Origin of the sequence: Stieleria sp. JC731 (genome assembly GCF_020966635.1) — a bacterium.
In the GTDB taxonomy this organism is placed as follows: domain Bacteria; phylum Planctomycetota; class Planctomycetia; order Pirellulales; family Pirellulaceae; genus Stieleria.
The window spans coordinates 89,919-111,371 of the sequence record NZ_JAJKFQ010000005.1; the positions used below are offsets into that span (position 1 = coordinate 89,919).

Genomic DNA, 21,453 nt, shown 5'->3' on the forward strand with positions numbered 1-21,453 from the left:
AGGCTTGCTTCGTAGCCTGCTGTTTTGGAAAGTCAGCTAGTTGACGTTCAGCAAGACCTCACGCAATCGATCATAGCAGCGATCGCGTGAGTATTCTGTTCGGACCTTCTCAAGGCCAGCAGTAGCGATGCGTTCCCTGGACTGACGGTCGGCGATTAAAAGCCGCAGTGAATCGATCCAGTCTTGATCTGATGCGGCCAGACGACCGTTGCAGTCGTGCTCAATCAAGAGTTCATTGTCGCCGAGCTTTTGACCGACGACAGCACAGCCAGCCGCCATGTAAATCCTGGATTTCAACGCGCCGCGATAAAGCGATTCGTCGACCTTGAACATTGGGAAGATTCCGATGTCCATCGCTAGAGCGTTCTGGACCATGCTGGTCTGGTTGTACGATGGAATCACACTCGGCTGAAAGTGTTCGAATCGTGGAAGTCGATCTGGATCTGCACCTAGAAGCAGCAGTCTCAGATTCGACGATTCGGCAAACACTTTCTCTAGGGGTTCAAAGATTCGGTAAAGTGCATCAGCCGTGTATTTGCCGCCGATCCAGCCGATGGTGGTTTGGTTGCGATCACGTTTGATGGAATCTCGGTAGCGATCGAAGACTTCAATCTGTGGCGAATCGGGAACGATTGCTACGTTGGAGTTATGCGAACGGGTGTACCGAGCTGTGAATTCATTCTCGCAAATCACCGCATCGGATGTTTGCAACATTTGATGAATATGTTGCCATCCGGCGGATTGAAACGCTGGCAACCAGACGGCATCGATCAAGTCCGTAACGACTTTGGTATTTGGAAGATCGCAAAGTCGTTGGTGCAGTCGCCATGAAGGCACCGTGACCAGCATGACCGTATCGTGCGATTTGGCCAGTTCAACAATCTGGTCTTCGCGTTTTTGTATGACCTTGGTTTCGGCCCAAATTGCTGGCCTTCGCAGCGAAGGCCGCCAAGGCCATCGCTGCATGATCGCGTTCATTCGCTCACTGGTTCGGCCGATAAATGTGGCATGCAGTGAGCTGTCTTTCTCGAAGCAATTCTCGAACTGCAATGCGCGAACAGTTGTCGTTGGGGTCGCCAGCGATTCGTAAACGATCAAGACTCTATTCATGACGTTTCATGCTACCAGCCGCTCTTGATCACATCGCAAACACGCTGTGCATCACCGACGTTCATATGAGTGTGAAGGGGTAAAACCAAGTATCGGTTTTCCATGGCATTCATATTGGGAAGTTCCCCTTCGCGGTATTCTGCAAACACCGAATAACGGTCATTGCGAAAGTGCACCTGTCCCGATTCGATTCTTGCGTCGCGAAGCTTCTTTTCCAGGTCGGTACGTCGATCAACCAAAACGGTGCAGAGCCACGCGGCATGAACGCGATCTTCAAGCCCCGCACCGACCACTTGCAGGCCATCGATTCCAGCCAGTTCATCGATGTAGGTTGAAAGAATCGCCTTTCGCAGGGCCAGTGATTCGTCAATGGTTTTCAGCGCGGCAAGCCCCATTGCGGCGCCGATATCGGTCATTTGGTACTTGTAGCCCACTTCGTAGATATCATTCGCCCATGTGCCGCCTTGTTTGGCTTTGCGATCGATTCCGAACCAACGTATTCGCTGTGCTTTGTCGACCAGTTCCTCGTCACGCAACATCAGCATCCCGCCGTCGCCGGTAGTGATGTGTTTGATCGCTTGAAAGGAGAACGCTGTGAAATCACTCATCCCACCCACCGGTCGACCTTTGTAAGTCGCACCGACGGCTTGTGCCGCGTCTTCAATCAAAGGCACGCCGCATTCGGTCGCAATCGCCTGAAGTTCGTCCATGTCACAGGGCAATCCGCCATAGTGAACGCACACGATCGCTTTGGTCTTTTCGGTAACGAGCGAACGGACATGGTCTGGGTCGATGTTCATAGTCCCGGCTTGGGCATCTGCAAAACGGATTTTGATGCCGTGATAGAGCAGCGGGATGCTGGTGGCGGTGCAGGTAAATACGGGCACAATAACTTCGTCGCCTGGCTGCAAGCCAGCCAGCACGTAGGCTAAGTGCATGGCGTCGGTACACGACCCGACGGCGATCGGATGGTGATTTGATCCAAGCCAATCTCTGAATTTAGATTCGAACAGGTCGACTTTTGGGCCCTGTCCGATCCAACGAGTCCGCAGTGTGTCAGCCACTTCATCGATGGCAGCTTCCGGGACATGGGGATGAAACAGAACGATGTTCTCGCCTTCGACGGGAAGGATCGACTTATCCCGAGTGTCAACAAATTTGGCCATGCGATCGAATCAGAATGGAATAAAAGTTGGGACGCAAATACTGGCGGGCGTCGTGGTGTTGGCAACTAAGCATCGGATTATTTGACCGCTTCGATGCGTATATCACGCCACGGCTGTTCATGAAATTTGGGTTCGGATTCACTGAATTCTGTAAAACCGACCGCCGCCAATTCGGATCGGAGATGCCAAGCCGACCAACCAAATGAATACGGGGTGAATTTGACTTTGTTCGTAATCTCGGACAGGTCGAAAGCGTAGATACCGCGTACGGCTTCCAAATACCCCGCTTGGTCGTTCGCACAATCAAGCAAGTGCTGGGCGCATTTTTCAATCGACGGAAGCTCGATGATTAGCCGGCCCCCATGTTGGAGGAGGCTGTATGCGGCGGCAAAGAATTCGCGGGCTTGCCAGAGATTTAGATAGCTCAGCGAGTGAACCATTAGGATTTCAGAGACGCTCCCTTTGGCAAATGAATGTTTCAATTCACCAAAGTCGAGATACAGATCGGCACAGGCTCGAGCGTTCGCGTCGATATTGATGTAGCCATCCAGGTGCATGGGACCACATCCAAGATTCAGTCGGATGTCGGTCCGTTCAACCAGCGGTCCCGTTAGCTGCGGAACCGTTTTGGGACCCAGGACGGCAGTGCTGGGCATGATGCGTTTAGCGATTTCGTAACGTGTTCGACGAACCATACGAGCCGCCAATGTCAACGCCTTTCCAATCGTTCCGCTCATTCGCACATCACCTGCAAGCCTTTCTTGATCGCCATCACTCGCCATTTGAATGATGTCCAAGCGCGTGTGCCCAAGCGGTCGGTACGCATCGTCTTGGAGTAAACGCCGGCATGTTCCTCAGTGAAATCCAGTCCAAGATACTCATGAATTCGCTCGCCAACTTGGACAGGTTCGCGGCAAAGCTCTTCATACCCGACTTCATGGAACCACGGATGGGCTTTTCCGTAAGTCTCGACACGTTCGAAATGCGCCAAGGTTAACTTCAACCAGTGGTCCGGATCGTTGAAGACACCGACGCCTGGTTTTTCACGGTGCGATAGTGAGGCGGCAATGTCGTGAGGATCGCGTCGGATGAAAAGAATCTTGCTGTTGGGGAAGACATCAAGATACAGCGGAAGCAGCACACAAGTTCGAGCGTCTTTGATTCCCCAGGGAGATACACCGTCGTAGCCCCACTGCATCAAGTCGATTCGCCACTGCTGTAGCATGAACTCGCCAACCGACGCTCGGAAGCTCATCACTTCATCGACCGACATGATTGGATAGTTTGCCCAGTTGGCGCCTCCACCCATCAATAGTTCGTCGTTCACATAGTTCGAAAAGAAATGCGATTCGCATTGAGTTGCGTTGTTGACCATGAACAACCCACATGCATGCAGGCATCGAGACAGCGCGGTGCTGCCGCTGTTGTGCATTCCCATCACTAGAACGGGGTCTGGTGAATGGCCTTGGAAGTGCGTCGGAATCGGTTTTCTTTGATCGGTCACGATTATTTCGAAGCTTTGATCTCGGCCGCTTCGGCTTCCAGCTTCGCGATCGTGTCTTCGAGTTCCTTCAGCTCATTTAAGTCGTCGGCTTGCTGTCTTGAACCGGCGAGCTGCTGCCGCAGGCTGGTCAGTTTTTTGTTGATGACGTCCAAGCGTTTTTTCTGTTTTTTATCCACGCGTCGTTTGTCGCTTTGTGTTTGAATTCGGGTCAACCGCGTGGTCAATCATAGATTGTGGGGACTGAGCTGACTGCCGGTCAGCGATCCAGACTCGTCCCAATCCAACAAAAAAGCTCGACCGAACGGTCGAGCTTACTAGTTTGCCGATTGATTCACTTCAGGCTGGCTGTGAGGATTGCGGCGGCAAAATCGCTACGCCTTGCCCCCCAGGCTTGCCTAGCATCGGGAGATCAAAATCCGATTCCGATCGAAACGCCACGTCCCCGGTAGGGGCCAAATGAGCTGTAGCCGATCCCAACGCCAGGACCGATGTACGAACCGGAATAAGGATATCGATAGGAGCCGTAGTAAGGCGATCGATATACCGGGCTCGAATAGTACGGGCGACCGACGGAATAGATCGGAGCTCGGTACTGAATCGAGGGGGTATACGCCCGACTATAGCGAGCAGAGCTGTAGCCGCTGGAGTATCGAGCTCGACCGCAGTAGCGGTTGCCTGCGTCGGCATCTGATTGAAACAGGAATAGTGAGCTCGCGCAAACCGCGACCGCCAGAATCACTTTCTTAAACATGTACACATCCTAGTTCATGGGAGGGGAGAACCATCCGTCGCATTTCAGCACATTGCAATCAATAGGGCGACGCGCTTCAGCGATGGAAAGAGCACGTGATTCATTAATGCATCGCGTGTGCCAACGTCCGCCGAAAAGCTGTGAAACTTGAGTCCGATTCACAAGCTATCAGGAATTAGTCTAAGCCTTCGGTCCGAATCTGTCTTTCCGCAGTTCGAGCTGGGGAACATGACAAACTTTTAGTTGTGTTCGAAATGGTGGCGCAGGGATCCAAATCTGCGACCGATCCTGGTGCCTGCGTTAAGAGTTTCGCCGTGGAAAGGCTGAGAATGTCGTCCAGCGAAACGCGACCGAAGAAGCGAATATCTCTCTGCTCCGGACGAAAGTTGTCATGTACGGGAGCTTCGAATTTTTTCGCTGCCACCGCGAGTCAGACGTCGCCAATGCGAAAGTGTGATAGTGGTCGCGTTTTTCCTGGCATCTGTCTGCAACTACCAGTCCTTGGCTTGGCCTTCGATGACGATCTGCATCACGTCTTCTTCAGTGATGTTGTGCATGAGTGCAAAATGCGTCGCTTCGCGGTCGGCAGTTTTTTGCATCAAGCTGTTGAACGCCTTTCCGGCGGCGCCACTTTTGGGAATCTTTTTCGAGTTCCGGTTCATCGAATTGGTCATCGCGCTGTAGTCGCGATAAATCTGCTGCCTCGTTGATTCCGGAAGGTCGACGACGCGGTATTCAAGGTTTTTCTTGGCTTCAATTTCCGCTTGGGCCTGCTGCTCGGCAGCGATTTGGTCAGCTTTGGCGGCTTCTTCCTGAGCGTCGGTGACACGCAGGAATGTCATGCCGATCAGGATGGCCATTGCGATGAAAGAGACGCCCAAGACTGCAACCCATTGCATCATCTTGCTTTCCGAACCCGGTTTTCGGCCGGTGGGCTGCTTTTCCGATGGGCCGCGTGCGGGAGTCGGTGCATTCGCGGAACTTGGCTGGTTGGTCAAGAATACTTGACCACAAGACGGGCACTGGGCTTTGGCCATCGAAGCGGGCACGTTCATTGTCGTGCCACAACCGGGGCAGGAAAGTCTTTTGATCGACATGGGCTCAGTGCCTTATTGACTCGGTGCCTTTGGGGGCGGTTGGTGTGCTGCGATTAAATCGGCGCACTTTAGTCGGTACGATACATCATCCACCGCCGCTGCAGTTCCATGACGATTCGTCGGACTTCGGGAGGAGGATCAACTTGTTCAAATCGTACGCAGGCTGGAAAGAAGAATCCATAACCGTTCCTACCCATCCGCCGAACAATGCCTTCCAGTTCGGTGCTTTCGCCGTTGCAAGTCAGCGTCAATGTCGCTTCGTCGCCGATCTGGAACTTTACCGGGTCTCGATCGTGCGATCGGATGAAAAGCCCGGTCATGCTGATGTTATCGGGGCGTGCCTCGAAATCCATTCCGCGGAAATTAATCTCAACGTGAAGATCATCGCGGCGCACAATCGGGACACGAAAAGACTGCCGTTGGTTGTCCTGTTCGGCAATGGCGACTTTGGTTTTCTGGATCGTCTCGACAAAGTCCACCAGTTCATCGACAGCATCGGGGTCCAACGTCAAACGCGTTTCCGGTCGGCTGACGCTGCAAATCGTCAGCTCGTCGCCGTCATAAATTAATTCGATATCGCGTAGAGTCAGCTTCGCCATCAGCTCAACCTTTGCCTTTCGCCTCTTTGTTCAATGCCAGTGCTGCTTGTCGGCTAGTTTGCTTATCGAAATCGATCGTCAACGGAAATCGCGACGACCGCTGATTCGCGGCCAAGCTTTTAATCGGTTCAATGTCGATGAATAAATCATACTGTTTTTCCACTGCTCCATTAGGGGAGGTGGTCCCAAATTCGGCTATCCGATGTAGTACGTACCGATCAGCCCGGGGAAACAGTCAATCACAGCCTGCCAAACGCGATCAACACGGAAGCAAAAATTCGCCTCGATCCCTGAAGGTTTGCATTCATTCAGTCCTAGTCATGTCCGCCTAGCGACTCATTTATTTTTGATGTTGGTTTCTCACGAAGTCGCCTTCTGCTCCGGAAAACGAGTGTGCGAGAAATCGAATTTCAAAGAGTGGAAGCTGACAATAGGAAGTTAATCGTCTGCAGAATCCACTCAGGCTATATGTCGGGGCAGATCTGTTTCACGCTGGTAATGGTTCAAGATGTTCCAGCAGCGATCTGTTGCGCGTTGGATTTGTTAGTCGATTCACGAAACAACTCGGCGATGACGTCTTCCAAAGGTGGGTCTTCCACAGCGACGTCTTCGATCGGATGTTCAGCGAGCAATCGAGATAGGGTCCGGGGAACCTCTGCCCGTTCGACCCGGAGTTTGACTTTGGGCCAGGTTTCCGAAAGGACTTCGCCAAGGCTCTCAGGCTCAACGCGATGGTGTTCTGGAAACTGCACCGTGATAATTTTGTAACCAGAAAACTTGTCGATGATTCCGGACAGCGATCCGTCGTATTGAATCTGACCGCGTGCGATCACAACGACGCGTTTGCAGAGTGCCGCGACGTCTTTCATATAGTGACTGGTCAGCAAGATGGTGATCTTGCGTTTTTCTTGATAGTAGCGCAAGAACTGCTGGATGTTATGTTGGGCAATCACATCCAAGCCGATCGTCGGTTCGTCCAGAAACAAGACCTCGGGGCTATGGAGCAATGCCGCGATCAACTCCATCTTCATCCGTTCGCCCAACGAAAGCTCACGGACGGGCTGTTTCATCAGTGGGCCGACTTCTAGCAAGTCGGTCAACTCGTCGAGCGTGGATTTGAATTGGTCCGCGGGGACGCCATAAATCTGTTGCTGCAACCGGAATGATTCCTGAGCCGGCAGGTCCCACCAAAGCTGATTCTTCTGACCCATCACCAATGCAAACCGGCGGCGGTAAGCATTTTTGCGCTGCCAGGGGGTGAATCCCATCACGGTGGCTGTTCCACCGGTCGGATCAATCACACCGCTGAGCAGTTTCAGTGTGGTGGTCTTGCCAGCACCGTTCGGTCCAAGGAACGCGACGAACTCGCCGGTTTCGACTTTCAGGTCGATTCCGCGCACAGCATGGACTTCTTCGTATTCGCGTTTGAACAGTCCACGAATACTTTCGCGAAGGCCTTCGCCTTTACGATAGACGCGGTAGGACTTTGCCAGGTTTTGAGCTTCAATAATCGACATGTGGGGACCGTGCCATTGGGATCGGCGACTTGAGACGGTATTGTAATGGGCAATCTTGAATATTGACGACCACGCATAAACCGGATTTATGCAAGTCTCTCTTTCCAAATTGACCGTGGCGATCTAAACAGCCGATGAACAGCCAGGAAGTTAGCTTACCCAACATTAGGGTTGGACTCGGTTACGACTCACACCGACTAGCCAGCGGCGGACCGCTACGAATTGGTGGAGTCGATATTCCGGCGGATGTTCACGCGGTCGGTCACAGCGATGCAGATGTTTTGCTGCATGCGATTACAGACGCACTGCTGGGCGCGATCTGTGATGCCGACATCGGTCGTTTGTTTCCAGACACTGCCGATGAAAACAAGGACCGTGATAGCCGCGACTTTGTGGTCGAAGCCCTTACGCGGGTCAACCAACAAGGGTACGCGATCGTCAACTTTGATTGTGTGATACTCGCCGAACGCCCCAAAATGGCTCCCCACATCGATTCGATGCGCACCGCCGTCAGCGAGATGTTGGCAATCCAACCGAACCAAGTGAGTATCAAAGCTAAGACTGGTGAGGGGGTGGGGGAAATTGGGACCGGGCAGTCAATTGCCACTCGAGTTGTCGTGCTTCTGGCGGGAAAAAATTAGCACTTCGGATTATGGCAGTGCCTCGTTCGCCGATGCTACTTCCTGGTTCCGCCTAGCGTCCAGCTTTCGTCGGAACCTTGACCCAGGCCCGCATTTCATTTGGGCCTATAAACATCACAAGGATTTCGCCGATCGCAGCGTATCGGTCGAAGACGTCTTCGTGGAATTCGTCTTCGCCAGGCCAAGGATACGAATAGACGATTCCAAAGTCTTCGATATCCAGTCCCCAATCATCGTAGGGCGACGCCCCTTCATGCCCGATCGACGGCAAGGTTGGGTCGAACGCCAAGTCTTCCGCCCCTTCGGGCAAAAAGTTGCCGAGGAACAGTTCGACGTCCGCAGGCCATTGTGACACCGTTTGCCGCGCCTGCTGAATAAGGTCCGGATGAGCCTCGATTGCAAAGGAAGCGAGGTTCAGTTTGGACGCCATGCTAGCGACCGCTGCAAAACCACATCCCCATTCCAAAAATCGTCGGCTCACCAGAGACTGGTTTTGTAAAACCCAAGTCAAAGTTTGGAAAACTAATTCATAGTCCGCCGCAACAAATTGGGCGGCGTGGTGTTGGTTCCAACAGTCTTGAAATCGTTCGATCCGAGTTCGCATCCATGCCAAGCGATCGGCGACTTCGCTTGGCACCGGAATCGAATCGAAGTGAGTCGGTAGTGGAATCGGGGCAAGCATGCGTAACGCGAATGATGGTTTAAGAACGGGCGACGTTGCTATTGGGACTGATTCAGCAACCGGTAGTACATCGGCGGATAAACGCCGCACATTGCACCATATCTTCCGGTATCATTGAAGCATCCAAATGAAGAAGTGTAAGAGTCTATGTGCAGAGTCCTAGTTGTCGACGATAGCCCGACGCAAATGACATTGATCGCGTCGGTTTTGCGCGGTCGTCAAATCGAAGTCGATACGGCCAGTAACGGTGTCGAAGCGATGGACCAAATCGCGAAGCATCAGCCTGATCTTGTCGTCACGGATATGCAGATGCCAGAAATGAATGGCGTCGAACTTATCCGAAAAATGCGCGCGGAAGTCCCAATGATTCCCTCGGTATTGGTCACCGCATACGGGACCGAAGGGTTAGCCGCGGATGCACTAGGCGTTGGCGCCTGCAACTACATTTCGAAAGACCACGTCCCGGTCTTGCTCCCCGATACGGTCTATCGGATTTGTAAGCTTGCCGAGGCGAACGAAGAATCGTTGTTCTTAAAAGCGGCCTTGGTCCCTCAGTCGTTCCAGTTCGTTCTAGACAGCTCAATCGATCGGCTAACACCGTGCGTTTGTCTGCTCGTTCGAATGATGGCCGCAATGAACGTGCTCCATACTGTCGATCGACTTCGTATCGCTGAATCGCTCCACTACACCTTGTTGCATTGCATCATTCACGGCAACCTCGGTACTCCGCTTCGCGAAACACCATATTCGATCGCCGATGCGATGCAGCTGGTGTCAAAAGGCGACGCGGCTTGCGATTCGAATCAGACCGAACCTTGTGTCGCAATTCGCATTGATGTGTCGTCGTCAGAACTTTCGATGTCGGTGGTTTACGAAGGTCGTGGGCCATCGATTCGGCAATCACCAATGCCAGGGACTCCGCAAAGTTTTTCTGATGAACGCGGTCGTGGCATGCTGCTTTTGACCAGCGTGATGGACAAAGTCATTGTCGATCCCATGGCAGGCAAGATTCATCTGACGAAGTACCTCGATTAGCAATGCCAGGTGCATTTAGCCCCGAACTTTGATTTTTAGTTGCTCAGGGGGGCAAGGCGATCTGATCTGGCGATAGCAGTGTCAGTTGATAGATAAATGATCCGGGAAGCACTTCGGTCCTTCGTGGCTTGTCGTCTGCTTCAAACATGGAAAGAATAAGGTCGTTCTTTCAGTGCAAAAGCGATCAACGTAATGGATAACAACGCGAAATGATGACAACCTCGTTGCCCGAATGTGTTCGACAACGCGCAAGTCGACATGGCGATCGAACGGCAGTCACGTTCCTGTCGGAAGACTACTTTTCCAAGCCACAATCGGACACTCAGGCAAATTCGCGATCGCAATCGTTGACCTATGCGGAACTCTATGCCAAGTCATTGGCGTTGGCGTCTGCTTTGCGAAAACGGCATCTCGACGGACCGATCGGTGACGGAACTGAGCAGCCGCGTGTGGCTTTATTGTTCCCACCGAGTATCGAAAGCATTATTGCCTTGTTGGGAACTCAACTCGCCGGATGTATCCCTGTTCCAAGTTCCTTCCCTCGCCCACACCGCGAAATTCCGCGGCTGAACGCTTCAGCAGACGATTGTCATCCCGCAGCATTGTTGACTGACCAAGCGACGTTTGATTCTCTTGCACATGACAAACTTGCCGAGTCCCTGCGTTGCAAACCGATCATCGCCATCGATTCAGTCCTGCAAGACAGTGCGGTAATCGACCTCGATGCAGAGGATGCAATCGTTCATCCGAATGCGACTTCACCCGAAGCGATCGCCTTGCTGCAATACACCAGCGGCAGTACCAGTGCTGCGCGCGGCGTCGTACTACGACATCGTCACCTGATGTCAAACTTGGAATCGATCCGCCAGGGGTTCGGTTTAGAACTGCCTTCGGACCAGTGTTCTGTTGATGACCCATCGATCGATGTGGGTGTCTTTTGGTTGCCTTTCTACCATGATATGGGACTCATTGGCGGTGTCTTGGCACCGCTCTATATCGGCGGTCATACGGTGCTGATGAGCCCACGGGCGTTTTTGGCACGGCCGATTCGTTGGTTGCAGGCGATCAGTGAATTTGGTGCCTCGATTTCAGGTGCACCAAACTTTGCTTACCAATTATGTGTGGATCGCATTCCTTCCGGTCATACGTCAGCGATCGACCTCAGCAAATTGCGACTCGCATTCTGTGGCGCTGAACCGATTCAAGCACGAACCTTGGACGAGTTTTCACAGAGGTTTTCAGCCAACGGTTTTAAGCACGCTGCGTTCTACCCTTGCTATGGACTGGCCGAGGCGACATTGCTGGTTGCCGGTGGGAAAACTGAACTCGAACCAACGACGCTAACACTCAAGAGAGATGACTTCCAGAAAGGCCTGATCAATCCGCTTGACAAAACGACTGCGGCAAAACTCAGTCGAAAGGAAAAAATGCAACTGGTCGGATGTGGGAGTCAGGTTTGGAATACCGAAATCAGGATTGTCGACCCGGCCACCTTGACGGCTGTTTCGGAGGGAATGATCGGCGAGATTTGGGTCAAGGGGGGAAGTGTTTCGCAAGGGTACTGGGAAACTCAATCCGATGTGGTACCCGACGGTAAAAACGACGACCTGCAAGCAAGATTCAACGTGTCACTTGCGTCTGGCGAGAACGGCTTTTGTCGATCCGGTGATCTAGGGTTTATCTACAACGGCGACTTGTATGTGACCGGACGTCTGAAGGAGATGATTATTCTACGGGGGCGTAATCTCTATCCTCAGGACATTGAAGCGACCGTTCGGTTGGCAGTCGAGCAAACGCTTGATGGGCAAACCGATTTAACCTTCAACGATTTGGCTATGTGCCGATCGGCTGCATTCGCTGTCGCAGGCAATCGAGGCGAGTCATTGGCCATTGTTGTCGAGATGCCCCGGCAGCTTGATCAGCAAGATGAACTCTCCGAAATGGCTCGCGCGATTCGACATCGCATCATTGATGTTCATGACGTTGATCCACAGCACATTTGGCTAGTTCGTCCGGCCACGATCGCGGTAACGACAAGCGGCAAAATTCGACGTGTTGATTGTCGCGCTTCGTTCGAAGATAACTCGATCAAGACACGGTTTCGCTATGACCGCTCGGCTTATAGCGAACAAGCTCCCATACAATTCCCAACGCTGCCTTCGGAACCACTCGCCAAAGATCAACCCAAAGTCCAGCAGGACATTGAAGATTGGATGGCACAGTGGCTCATCGCTCGCGCCGGCGTCAACCCGGACGACTATTGTCGCGATCGACCACTGAGCGACTTTGGCCTCGATAGCATGTCCGCGGTGGAGCTCAGTGGTGAAACCGAAGATTGGACGGGGGTAGCGTTAACACCGGAGGTCGCCACCGATAACCCGTCGGTCGAATCATTGAGCCGATTTATCGCCAACGGCTATATTGCATCGCGAGCGATTTAGTTGTCGCGATCACAAGGTGATTTGAAATGATTGCCGCAGGCATATCGGCAAAAGAAAACGCTCGCATGCTTTCGTTGCACGCGAGCGTCAATGTGGCTAAACGCCGTTCTCTTTGATGCGAGATCTTATTTGTGCTTGCTGTGGCAAGCTTTGCAATTGCTCGCCTTCTTTAGCATCGCTGCGGCATCTTCTTTGCCTTCTTTGGCAGCTTCGGCGGCCTTGACCAAGCTTTCGGTGAGCTTCTTCCAGCTCTCTTCATCACCCTTTTCGGGTTTGCTTTTGGCCATCGCGACCATCATTTCATGAAGCTTGGCGACTTCTTCTTCCGAAGCATCGCCGGAAGCGACTTTCTTCACCAGAGGGCCCTTGAAGGCCTCCTTCATGACTTGCTTGATGGTGTATTTTGGCTTTTCGCTATCTTCGGCGGCAAAGGCTGGTAGGCAAACCATAGTGGCGGCGATCGCAGCAACGAACGCCAACGAGAAACTCTTTCGCACCATTTCGTGTCTCAAAATTGTGTTTTCAGAAACTACTGCAGCGCAATCGCCGCAGGGGACCAATTCTAGATATAGATGATGCCGATCAGGCCTGCCACATAATTGGCTTTCCAGCGAACAAAAACCACCAAAAACTTCGGCACTTTTTCGATGGCCCGTTTTGTATGTTGGCGCCGCCGATAACAATGTGGAACGCGATGGGGAATGATCGCCGACCTCCACAAACTGATTCGTCACCAAATCGAACCGAATGAACCCGTTGCAAAGTAGGCCCACACGAGGGCACTTGATTCGTGATCGACGTCTCGGCCTCGGTTTAACTCGACAAGACGTCGCAAATGCTGCAGGAGTCTCCGTGTCATTTGTTGACGCGGTGGAATCAGGACAGGTAACCAGTGAGTTTGCTTCGCTGGAAAATCTTGGGGGGATCCTCGGTTTACAGATCAACGAGATGGTTGCCGCTGGCGAAGGAATTCGGCCAACTGACAGTGCGTTTGCAAACTGGCCATGGAGTCTAAGTGGTTATATCCAAAGCCACTTGTTGCCGATTCAAGACGCCTATTGTGTCAGCGAAAACGATGCTCGCAATTCGATCGCCAAGATGAGGGATAGCTGGGAAGTCCATTTGCAAAACGCCAGCGAGGATGTCGCCGAATTCCGTATTGCCGATCGTCTCTTGGACAAAGAACGGGAACGCTATATCGATCGTTATTTGGGCGTTTGGCGTAAGAATGATGAAGCGGTCCTGCACGCGACGGTCGATGAACGCCGCGTCGGTTTGTCAGTCGTTCTTCCCGTTACCGACCGTGCGTACGAGGCACTGCGATCGGGGAAAATCTCATTCATGGATATCGGGCACGAAGATATCCTTCCCGAAAGCCAAAACATCGTTCTTGATTCCGCCGTCGAGTTTCCGCTCGACGACCAGATTCCCGCAAAGCGAGTGGCCAATGCGATTAGCTTTGCCGTGTTCTATCAAATCGCCGTGTTGTCGGTGGATCCGTCGGCCGATGATTTTCGGTTGATTTCGTTCGCAGCCAGTTCAACCAATATTCAACGATTGGCCGCGATCGGATTTGTTGACCAAGAAATTCAGATGCCCGACTACGGCTACCAGATTTGTGAGTTCTTGGCCAACAATGCAGACCTGTCCCACAACGTTCGCGAACGCAGCGAATCGTTGTCCTTCTTTGCCGGAATGTTTCGTCGTTGGGTTGCGGGAGATCGCGCGGTACGACGCAAGCGGCGAATGATCCTTGGAGCGATCTCCATCTTTCAAAAAATCGTCAAGTCCCGGCGTCGCGATCGAACGCTGGACGCAAAAGTGGGGTGATTTGTCTTTATTGCTTTTTGGTGTTTTCGAATTTCGACCAAGTGATCCCGGTCGCGTTCAGAAAACCTAGATCTGGCGTTCGGCTCGATGCCAAGCGAGCGGCTTTGCCAGATTTGAAAATGATCCCATCAGGTACAGGGACAATTCCGAGCGATTGGCCACTTGCGATGTTGGACTGCCATACCGTATTCACCGCGCGGTCATGCTCGAAGACCACCGCCGACTTTGGATTCGCAATCCAAATGTTGTTTCTGAACGTGCAGTCCTGCGGTGCAACTGACGACGAGGGCGAGTCTTTGTCCGCGTATCCAATCACAACGCTTTGTCGGCATTCGATTGCCACGTTGTCTTGGATGATTGCCCGGCGAACGGGCGAGTAGCCGTTGTCTGGCGAATTCGCGATCCCATTCTGTAATACCAAGGCCCCTCGTGCATCCGTTCCGTCCAATCGATCAAAGTGATTCGCGGTGACAATGTGGTCATCGCCGATGACCCGCACGCCACCGGTATGCTTCACCCCGTTTCCGAGAAAGACGTTTTCGGTGACCTGGCATCGATGGCCATGACGGAGTGATAGTGTGCCCCTTACTTCTTCGAAAACATTTTTACGGTAGAGGTTTTCGCAAGACTTGTTCGAGATGCATTCTGCTTCGCCGTCGCAGTGGACAAAGTGATTGAATTCGATCCGGCACTTGGCGTTGACGTGATGGGTCTTGCTGTCACCGATGCGAATGGTCTCTCCTCCATTGCGTCCCAGAGGCGGCCGGTGTCCGAAATCGTTGTGATGGATGTGATGGCCGGCCAAAGTGTTTTCTTCCAGCCACACAACTAACGAGGTGCCGCGACTCTTTTTGCCTTCGATATGGCAATGGTCAAATTCGTTTCCCGAACCATAGATCCCAATCCAACGTGAATCCATCTTGCCCGGGTCGAAGTCATCGTCTTCGATGAATAAACAGTCCGTCACGCGGCAATGGTGCGCATGATTCTTAGAATCTTCACGGAACTGAAGCCAGTCGCTGATTTGTTCGATGTTACGAAATTCCATTCCTGAGACCACCAGATAAGAACCTCCGATTCGCACACGAGATTTCCCGGTGACGGTCAAACCGCCTGGCGTTTCGGGATGGATGTGAATCGGTGCGGCAGCGCTCCCTGCACCGACAATTGACAGAAGCTCATCACGCCATATCCCATCTTCAATAACGATCTCATCTCCTGGCTGAGCGTTCGCAACGGCGCTGGCCAAAGCTTTTGCGTCTGAAACGATGGTGGTGTTGGCCAGCGCTTGTGTCGCGAAGGTGATTGAAAGAATGAACGCACAATAAAACGATCGAAATGAATGTTGGCGTTTCAACCTGGTTGCTCTTCTCACGAGGGCCTTCTGTTGTCCAATTCCAGGGACCAATGATAGCGAAAACACCGTGCGGATTTGAAGGGTTTCAGCTTTGCCATGGCCTGTTCATCCAATTGGTATTATCGGAGCAGACTTTTCCAATGGACGTAAATTGATGCAGTCAGTTTGCGAGCGAAAAATGCACAGACCTATCGCCAACACCGGTTCCGCGAATTGAGAGGCCCACCCAGCAAAGGTGTTGGTGTAAAATCTCACCGCTACCGGAGACGGAAGTCGCTTTTGCAATGGCTGATTGGATCGTCTCTTTTGAAGGCAGCGACTTGAAACATCTCGCAAGTCATACGACTTGCTTTCAGCCGTTGTGATAACCGGGCACGGAAAGTGATCGATGCGGGATGAGTGCCATTCGGTTCTGCGAACTTTTAAAAGGAACGACTCATGCGTTTGGCTATGTTGTTTGGTTCTCTTATCGCGATGATGTTGGTGCCTAGCCAGGCATTTGCGCAGCGGGTTCCACCGAGCGAATGGAAGTGGGTTGATAAGAATATCGCCGAGTCTTGTCAGCATGCGACATTGTTCAGTAAGTCGATGCAGCGAGAGATTGGGTACAGCATCTTTCTGCCGCCAAGCTATAAAGAATCGGGCGATCGGCGATATCCAGTCGTCTACTATCTTCACGGAGCAAGCGGCAGTGAATCATCGTCTCGCGAATTTGCATGGGCCGTTCAGAAGGCAATTGCCGAAGGTGCCATTGAAGAAACAATCTATGTCTTTCCAAATGGTGGGCACTATAGCGGCTATCGCGATTGGGATGACGAAAGCGTCCTGGCGGAAACTTGGATCATCCGAGAACTGATTCCGCATATCGATGCGACCTATCGTACCTTGGATGATCGTAGCAAAAGGGCTTTGTGTGGATGGTCAATGGGCGGCGGAGGCTCGCTGCGTTTTCTGACGAAGTATCCAGAAATGTTTTGTGCGGCGGCGACAATGAGTGCGGCAGTGCAAATGCGTGGAGGTGATCCGGCGGACTCAGCAAGTGCTCACGCAAAAAAGAATGCGGAGTTGCTTCGCGGGCGAGTCGGAATCTGGATGGCTGTCGGCGAAGACGATCGCCTCAAAGATGGCAACGAGGCTTTCTCTAAAACATTGGACGATCTGGACATCGTTCACACGCTGACCATTCTTCCTGACACCGGTCACAATCTCGGCCAAATGTCCGCGAAGTTTCACCGCGACATCGTTCTGATGTTGGACCAGAATCTAAACGGCTCCAAGGCACCCGGCAACAGCAGCAACGCCAATGTCGATTCAGTAAAGTTAATTTATGATGAGCCTTACAAGTCGGGCGAAGGACTTAGCGATTACGAACAGGAGCGTTGCAAACTGGATTGGTATTTGCCAACCGACAGGAAAGGTTTTCCAACGCTCGTTTGGTTTCATGGCGGCGGTTTGCGCAATGGACACAAGGGCGACGATATCGCAGTTTCCGTTGCAAATCGGTTTGCCTCCGAAGGTATCGCAGTCGCTTCGATCAACTATCGCCTGTCACCCAAGGTGAGCTATCCGGCCTACACCGAAGACGCGGCAGCAGCGGTTGCCTATGTTCGTCGTTCCGTTGAAAAGCATGGCGGTGAACCGGACCTGATCTTTGTTTCTGGTCATTCTGCCGGTGGCTATCTCGCCGCGATGGTTGGATTGCATCCACAGCTGCTGGCCGACAGAGGTTTAAAACGATCGGATATTGCCGGCTTCATACCGGTCGCCGGCCAAATGGTAACCCATTCCACTGTTCGCGCTGAACGTGGTGTCGCACGCACGCAGCCGATCATTGATGACGCGGCACCGGCATACCATGTCACGCCCCTCGCGTCACCGTTTCTCTGCTTTGCCGGCGACCAAGATTTGCCTGCTCGCAGTGAAGAAAACCGGTACTTCGCAGCGGTGATGAAGAACGCAGGACACGATTCTACTCGCTTTATCGAAGTCGCAGACCGGGATCACGGGACGGTCGCTAGCGAAATGGGGCAGCCTGACGATTTGGTTGCCAGTGAGATCCTAAACTTCATCGGCGAAATTTCTGCTGCAAAGTAGTCTTCATAACGCGGCAAGGAAGCCACAAGACTATGTCACCGCAGTGTCTGCCGACCAACGATTGATCAAAGCTTGTTTGTGTCCGACGCATCCGCAACAGATTTGGAGTTTGGAGAGGAATCGTTATGAACTCGAACTTGATCAACCGTCGACGTTTACTCGCTGCCGGAGTCGGCGCCGCTATCGCTGCACCTGCTGTTTCGGCACAGCAGATTCCCAGCGAAGGTTATGTGCGAACAGCCATCGCAACCATCTGTTGCGATGGGTTTGGAGACGAAGATTTTCGATACGCCTTTGAATCAATTCCAAAATTGGGTGTGGGATATGTTGAGTTCAACTGTTGGTATCCCCGTAACTTGACTCCTCGCGGTTTGCAAAGCATTCGTCATCGATCTGATCAAGCAAATCTGACTCCGATCAGCATCCAAGCGAGTTCATTTGGTGGCGGTTCAAATCACGAGGTTTCGAAAGAAGTTTCGAGACTTCTTTGGTTGATCGAAGCGTGTGATCGTCTCGGCTGTGACATGATCAAATGCACTGGCGGCAGGCGAGGGCAAGCTGGGGGGCTGGACTCTTTGGTTCAAGTGCTCAAGGCGATCGCACCCGAAGCAGAGCGCCGAGGCAAACGAATTGTCTTGGAAAACCACCATCGAAACGTGATCGAGTTTCCTGATGACTACGACTACATCTTTGGGAAAATCGACTCGCCGAGCATCGGAATGTGTTTTGACATGGGGCATTTCGCCCGATCAGGTGTCTCCATGGAACCGCTGATCGATCGCTGGCACAAGAAGATTTATGAGATCGATGTGAAAGATGCAGATGCGGTAGACGGGAAGAAGTTTGTCCGTTTCGGAACGGGCATTGTTGACTGCGAAGGCATCATTGCCCAATGCATCGAACGAGGTTACCAAGGCTACTTGGTATTAGAGCTTTCGTTGATTGATCGGGCTACCATGCTGGATGACCTGCATGCCGGATTAGAAATTACAAGACGCTTTGAAAGGAATGGCTGATGCGATTCACGACCAGTGCCTTGGCCTTTGTCCTTAGCCTTTTGGGTGTAGATCTTCCGGCGGACGATACAATCGTTCCGAAGCTGGCTGACGAGCGTTTGAACATCGAGCTATTTGCCGAGGCCCCAGATATCCAAACGCCCATCGGGATGGCAATCGATTCACAAGACCGAATCTTCGTCATCGAGTCACACACGCATCATCCACCCGCTGATTATCAAGGACCGAGCGGTGACCGTATCAAGGTTTTCGTCGATCAGGATGACGATGGCCAGCCCGATCGGATCACTGTATTTGCAGATGGCATCCAACAGGCGATGAACTTGGCGTTCTCTCCCGCTGGGGATTTGTACGTGGTCTGTGCACGGGAAGTGATTTGCCTGAAAGACGCGAACAACGACGGTCGATGCGATCAGAAAACCACTGTTCTAAAGCTTGAGACGTTGGAACGATACGCGCACAACAGTTTGCTGGGGATCACGTTTGACCGCGACGGTTGGATGTATGTGGCTCGCGGGAATACGGGAAGTCATGCGTACAAGATTGAGGGACCAGATGGGACGGTTGTCAAAGGATATGGCGATGGCGGTAGTGTCATTCGCTGCCGGCCTGATGGAACGCAGCTTTCACAATATGCCACAGGATTTTGGAATCCGTTCGACTTGAAGTTTGATCAATTGGGGCGACTGTTGTTGGTCGACAACGATCCCGACGCTCGTGGTCCCAACCGGTTGGTGCATGTGGTCGAAGGCGGCGACTATGGCTACAAGTCCGTTTATGGTGGTGGCGGTAATCATCCGTTTCAGGGCTGGGATGGCAGCCTTCCCGGTACTTTGCCGTCTATCGCTGGTACCGGTGAAGCCCCAAGTGGTGTGATCGACTGCAAAAGATCTTCACTCCCTTTGGATTACGGGGAAAGCGTTCTCGTAACCATTTGGAATGAGAATTCGATCGAACGGTTTGATCTAGCAAGCCAAGGCAGCAGCATCGGCTCGACCGAGAGAGTACCGTTTCTGACCGGAGGCAAAGAGTTTCGGCCGGTTGCGATCGACTGTGATAGCCGTGGCATTATGTTTGTCACCGATTGGGTTTTAGTGAACTATCCCAACCACGGCCGTGGGAGAATCTGGAGAATCACCAACCAAAGTCAAACGAAGCTTATGCCAAAGCGGTACTTTGACCCGATCGAAAGCGGACGCATTTCTGATGCAAACGAATCGAACCCAACGGTTTTAGACATCGCCAATTCGCTTCAGAGTTCTGATGCGTTCGAGCGCCATGATGCGATCGTAGCCTTAAGCCAGGATGTGTTTGCAAAGCAACGTTTCTCGCTGTTGAAAGATGACACTGCTACCGTTCGGCTAGGGGCGTTATTGGCAATCCGCAGATCCGCGGTCGATGTCAAGCGAGCGATCCAAATTGCCTTGCAAGACGACGATCAGCACGTGCGGATCGCGGCGTTGATGGCGGCAGGGGAGTCCTTGGATAAGTCACTTCGAATGGATATCGACAAGGCCTTGGTCGCTGGTGCTGTCAGTCCAGTGATTCTGGAAACCTACTTGGCCGCAGTTGAAAACCTGACGGGGAGTTTTTCAGATAACTTTCGAGAGCAGAAAGCTCCGCGGTCGAACACCTTGGAACGTTCGTTGCCCGAAGGATTGTTGTTTAGTCTTGTACGCGACCAATCTTTGCCCTCCGACGTGCGTGCTCTGATCATCGCCAAGCTATCCGATACGAACTTGATTTCAGGTCGCGAGTGGTTTGACGATCGATTGCAAACCGATGATGATTTCGCCCTAGCAATCCTTCGCCGAATTTCACTTGCTGAGGCAAGCACGATTGCACTGTGGACCGATCGACTCGTCGAGATCGCATTCCAGCAAGATCGAAGTGTGAAGCAGCGATCTACAGCAGTGTTTGCACTGCGAAGCCAAGCGATTTCGAACCCGGAGCGATTCTTTCCACTCCTACACGCCGACGATGAAAACCTCGCAATCGAAACGGCACGTACCGTTCGATTTTGGGCGGACCAGAATCCACAGTTTGACCTCAATCAATTGAAGCGGCAGGCACTATCGGATGCCGTGATCGATCGATTGCATTTGTCCGAACCACTGTCAAGCGATGTGGCTCAGTCGAGCCCCAAGACCGTCGTTCAATGGCAGACGGAATTGGCCGAAGGAGGCGACGCCGAGCGAGGACGACGTGTCTTTTTTTCGGAATCGGTGAGCTGTCGAAAATGCCACACACTTGGAGGACGCGGAGGTACGCTTGGCCCAGATCTTGGTGGCCTAGCGAGATCGAGAAAACGCAATCAGATCGTCGAATCCATTCTCGATCCTTCCGCCGAATTCGCACCGCAATATCAAGCGTGGATGGTTTTGACTGTCGATGGAACGGTCCATCGAGGTTTGCAACTTGATCATAAAGCCGGTGGCAAGATCAATATGACGCTCGAGGATGGATCGACAAAACGATTCAGCGCCGATGAGATCGAAGACTACATCGCGTCACCGACATCTCTGATGCCCCAAGGCTTGGAGGCAAACATGACCGTCGAAGAACTTCGTGATCTCGTCGCCTTTCTATTGTCGCCCTTCACTCCGTGAAGGT

Annotated in this window: 19 protein-coding genes; 7 read left to right on the forward strand and 12 right to left on the reverse strand. The window is 52.5% G+C overall.

Features of this window, described 5'->3' with window-relative positions:
• Positions 1-36: 36 nt before the first annotated feature.
• The 9 genes from LOC67_RS11500 to LOC67_RS11540 form a co-directional block, all read right to left on the reverse strand.
• On the reverse strand, positions 37-1,110 hold the full coding sequence (locus LOC67_RS11500; RefSeq protein ID WP_230262748.1) for a glycosyltransferase: 1,074 nt from the start codon (positions 1,108-1,110) through the stop codon (positions 37-39).
• An 11-nt stretch (positions 1,111-1,121) separates the two neighbouring features.
• Complete coding sequence (locus tag LOC67_RS11505; RefSeq protein WP_230262749.1) at positions 1,122-2,276, reverse strand: DegT/DnrJ/EryC1/StrS family aminotransferase; 1,155 nt, start codon at positions 2,274-2,276, stop codon at positions 1,122-1,124.
• 77 nt (positions 2,277-2,353) lie between these two features.
• A complete protein-coding gene (locus LOC67_RS11510) occupies positions 2,354-3,013 on the reverse strand; it encodes a hypothetical protein (protein WP_230262750.1) in 660 nt (219 codons plus the stop codon).
• Entirely contained in the window at positions 3,010-3,780 is a 771-nt protein-coding gene (locus LOC67_RS11515) for a sulfotransferase (RefSeq protein ID WP_230262751.1), read from the reverse strand. Before LOC67_RS11515 ends, LOC67_RS11510 begins: the two co-directional genes overlap by 4 nt.
• 2 nt (positions 3,781-3,782) lie before the next feature.
• Positions 3,783-3,992: a hypothetical protein gene (locus LOC67_RS11520; RefSeq protein ID WP_230262752.1), complete on the reverse strand. Its 210-nt coding sequence runs from the start codon at positions 3,990-3,992 to the stop codon at positions 3,783-3,785.
• A gap of 197 nt (positions 3,993-4,189) precedes the next feature.
• Entirely contained in the window at positions 4,190-4,531 is a 342-nt protein-coding gene (locus tag LOC67_RS11525; RefSeq protein WP_230262753.1) for a hypothetical protein, read from the reverse strand.
• Between the two features lie 491 nt (positions 4,532-5,022).
• A complete protein-coding gene (locus tag LOC67_RS11530; protein WP_230262754.1) occupies positions 5,023-5,628 on the reverse strand; it encodes a zinc-ribbon domain-containing protein in 606 nt (201 codons plus the stop codon).
• 68 nt (positions 5,629-5,696) lie between these two features.
• Complete coding sequence (locus LOC67_RS11535; RefSeq protein WP_230262755.1) at positions 5,697-6,227, reverse strand: PilZ domain-containing protein; 531 nt, start codon at positions 6,225-6,227, stop codon at positions 5,697-5,699.
• Positions 6,228-6,730: 503 nt separating this feature from the next.
• The gene (locus LOC67_RS11540; RefSeq protein ID WP_230262756.1) at positions 6,731-7,744 is read right to left on the reverse strand and encodes an ATP-binding cassette domain-containing protein; all 1,014 of its coding nucleotides are present in this window, start codon (positions 7,742-7,744) and stop codon (positions 6,731-6,733) included.
• Between the two features lie 134 nt (positions 7,745-7,878).
• On the opposite strand from LOC67_RS11540, the gene ispF reads away from it, so the two are divergent.
• On the forward strand, positions 7,879-8,385 hold the full coding sequence (gene ispF, locus LOC67_RS11545) for a 2-C-methyl-D-erythritol 2,4-cyclodiphosphate synthase (protein ID WP_230262757.1): 507 nt from the start codon (positions 7,879-7,881) through the stop codon (positions 8,383-8,385).
• A 52-nt stretch (positions 8,386-8,437) separates the two neighbouring features.
• Here the strand turns inward: ispF and LOC67_RS11550 are convergent, their stop codons facing one another.
• Positions 8,438-9,067, reverse strand: a complete 630-nt coding sequence (locus tag LOC67_RS11550) for a class I SAM-dependent methyltransferase (RefSeq protein WP_230262758.1) — start codon at positions 9,065-9,067, stop codon at positions 8,438-8,440.
• Positions 9,068-9,214: 147 nt separating this feature from the next.
• On the opposite strand from LOC67_RS11550, the gene LOC67_RS11555 reads away from it, so the two are divergent.
• The gene (locus LOC67_RS11555) at positions 9,215-10,102 is read left to right on the forward strand and encodes a response regulator (RefSeq protein WP_230262759.1); all 888 of its coding nucleotides are present in this window, start codon (positions 9,215-9,217) and stop codon (positions 10,100-10,102) included.
• Between the two features lie 209 nt (positions 10,103-10,311).
• Positions 10,312-12,543: an AMP-binding protein gene (locus LOC67_RS11560; protein ID WP_230262760.1), complete on the forward strand. Its 2,232-nt coding sequence runs from the start codon at positions 10,312-10,314 to the stop codon at positions 12,541-12,543.
• Positions 12,544-12,668: 125 nt separating this feature from the next.
• Here LOC67_RS11560 and LOC67_RS11565 read toward each other — a convergent pair whose 3' ends face one another.
• Entirely contained in the window at positions 12,669-13,043 is a 375-nt protein-coding gene (locus LOC67_RS11565; protein WP_230262761.1) for a hypothetical protein, read from the reverse strand.
• A gap of 247 nt (positions 13,044-13,290) precedes the next feature.
• Between LOC67_RS11565 and LOC67_RS11570 the strand changes: the two genes are divergently transcribed.
• On the forward strand, positions 13,291-14,373 hold the full coding sequence (locus LOC67_RS11570) for a helix-turn-helix domain-containing protein (protein ID WP_230262762.1): 1,083 nt from the start codon (positions 13,291-13,293) through the stop codon (positions 14,371-14,373).
• Between the two features lie 7 nt (positions 14,374-14,380).
• Here LOC67_RS11570 and LOC67_RS11575 read toward each other — a convergent pair whose 3' ends face one another.
• Positions 14,381-15,730, reverse strand: coding sequence for a polysaccharide lyase 6 family protein (locus LOC67_RS11575; protein WP_230262763.1), 1,350 nt, complete (start codon positions 15,728-15,730; stop codon positions 14,381-14,383).
• 438 nt (positions 15,731-16,168) lie between these two features.
• On the opposite strand from LOC67_RS11575, the gene LOC67_RS11580 reads away from it, so the two are divergent.
• The 3 genes from LOC67_RS11580 (at position 16,169) to LOC67_RS11590 (ending at position 21,449) form a co-directional block, all read left to right on the forward strand.
• Positions 16,169-17,824 carry an alpha/beta hydrolase gene (locus LOC67_RS11580; protein ID WP_230262764.1) on the forward strand — a complete coding sequence of 552 codons (1,656 nt, stop codon included), beginning with the start codon at positions 16,169-16,171 and terminating at the stop codon, positions 17,822-17,824.
• Positions 17,825-17,949: 125 nt separating this feature from the next.
• Positions 17,950-18,840 carry a sugar phosphate isomerase/epimerase family protein gene (locus tag LOC67_RS11585; RefSeq protein ID WP_230262765.1) on the forward strand — a complete coding sequence of 297 codons (891 nt, stop codon included), beginning with the start codon at positions 17,950-17,952 and terminating at the stop codon, positions 18,838-18,840.
• Positions 18,840-21,449, forward strand: coding sequence for a PVC-type heme-binding CxxCH protein (locus tag LOC67_RS11590; RefSeq protein ID WP_230262766.1), 2,610 nt, complete (start codon positions 18,840-18,842; stop codon positions 21,447-21,449). Before LOC67_RS11585 ends, LOC67_RS11590 begins: the two co-directional genes overlap by 1 nt.
• Positions 21,450-21,453: the final 4 nt, after the last annotated feature.

Coding starts and splice junctions, on each gene's coding strand:
- LOC67_RS11525 (WP_230262753.1), bottom strand. CDS start 4,531: ATGTTTAAGAAAGTGATTCTGGCGGTCGCGGTTTGCGCGAGCTCACTA.
- LOC67_RS11500 (WP_230262748.1), bottom strand. CDS start 1,110: ATGAATAGAGTCTTGATCGTTTACGAATCGCTGGCGACCCCAACGACA.
- LOC67_RS11580 (WP_230262764.1), top strand. CDS start 16,169: ATGCGTTTGGCTATGTTGTTTGGTTCTCTTATCGCGATGATGTTGGTG.
- LOC67_RS11555 (WP_230262759.1), top strand. CDS start 9,215: ATGTGCAGAGTCCTAGTTGTCGACGATAGCCCGACGCAAATGACATTG.
- LOC67_RS11570 (WP_230262762.1), top strand. CDS start 13,291: ATGAACCCGTTGCAAAGTAGGCCCACACGAGGGCACTTGATTCGTGAT.
- LOC67_RS11510 (WP_230262750.1), bottom strand. CDS start 3,013: ATGAGCGGAACGATTGGAAAGGCGTTGACATTGGCGGCTCGTATGGTT.
- LOC67_RS11540 (WP_230262756.1), bottom strand. CDS start 7,744: ATGTCGATTATTGAAGCTCAAAACCTGGCAAAGTCCTACCGCGTCTAT.
- LOC67_RS11565 (WP_230262761.1), bottom strand. CDS start 13,043: ATGGTGCGAAAGAGTTTCTCGTTGGCGTTCGTTGCTGCGATCGCCGCC.
- LOC67_RS11535 (WP_230262755.1), bottom strand. CDS start 6,227: ATGGCGAAGCTGACTCTACGCGATATCGAATTAATTTATGACGGCGAC.
- LOC67_RS11530 (WP_230262754.1), bottom strand. CDS start 5,628: ATGTCGATCAAAAGACTTTCCTGCCCCGGTTGTGGCACGACAATGAAC.
- LOC67_RS11585 (WP_230262765.1), top strand. CDS start 17,950: ATGAACTCGAACTTGATCAACCGTCGACGTTTACTCGCTGCCGGAGTC.
- LOC67_RS11505 (WP_230262749.1), bottom strand. CDS start 2,276: ATGGCCAAATTTGTTGACACTCGGGATAAGTCGATCCTTCCCGTCGAA.
- LOC67_RS11550 (WP_230262758.1), bottom strand. CDS start 9,067: ATGCTTGCCCCGATTCCACTACCGACTCACTTCGATTCGATTCCGGTG.
- LOC67_RS11590 (WP_230262766.1), top strand. CDS start 18,840: ATGCGATTCACGACCAGTGCCTTGGCCTTTGTCCTTAGCCTTTTGGGT.
- ispF (WP_230262757.1), top strand. CDS start 7,879: ATGAACAGCCAGGAAGTTAGCTTACCCAACATTAGGGTTGGACTCGGT.
- LOC67_RS11560 (WP_230262760.1), top strand. CDS start 10,312: ATGATGACAACCTCGTTGCCCGAATGTGTTCGACAACGCGCAAGTCGA.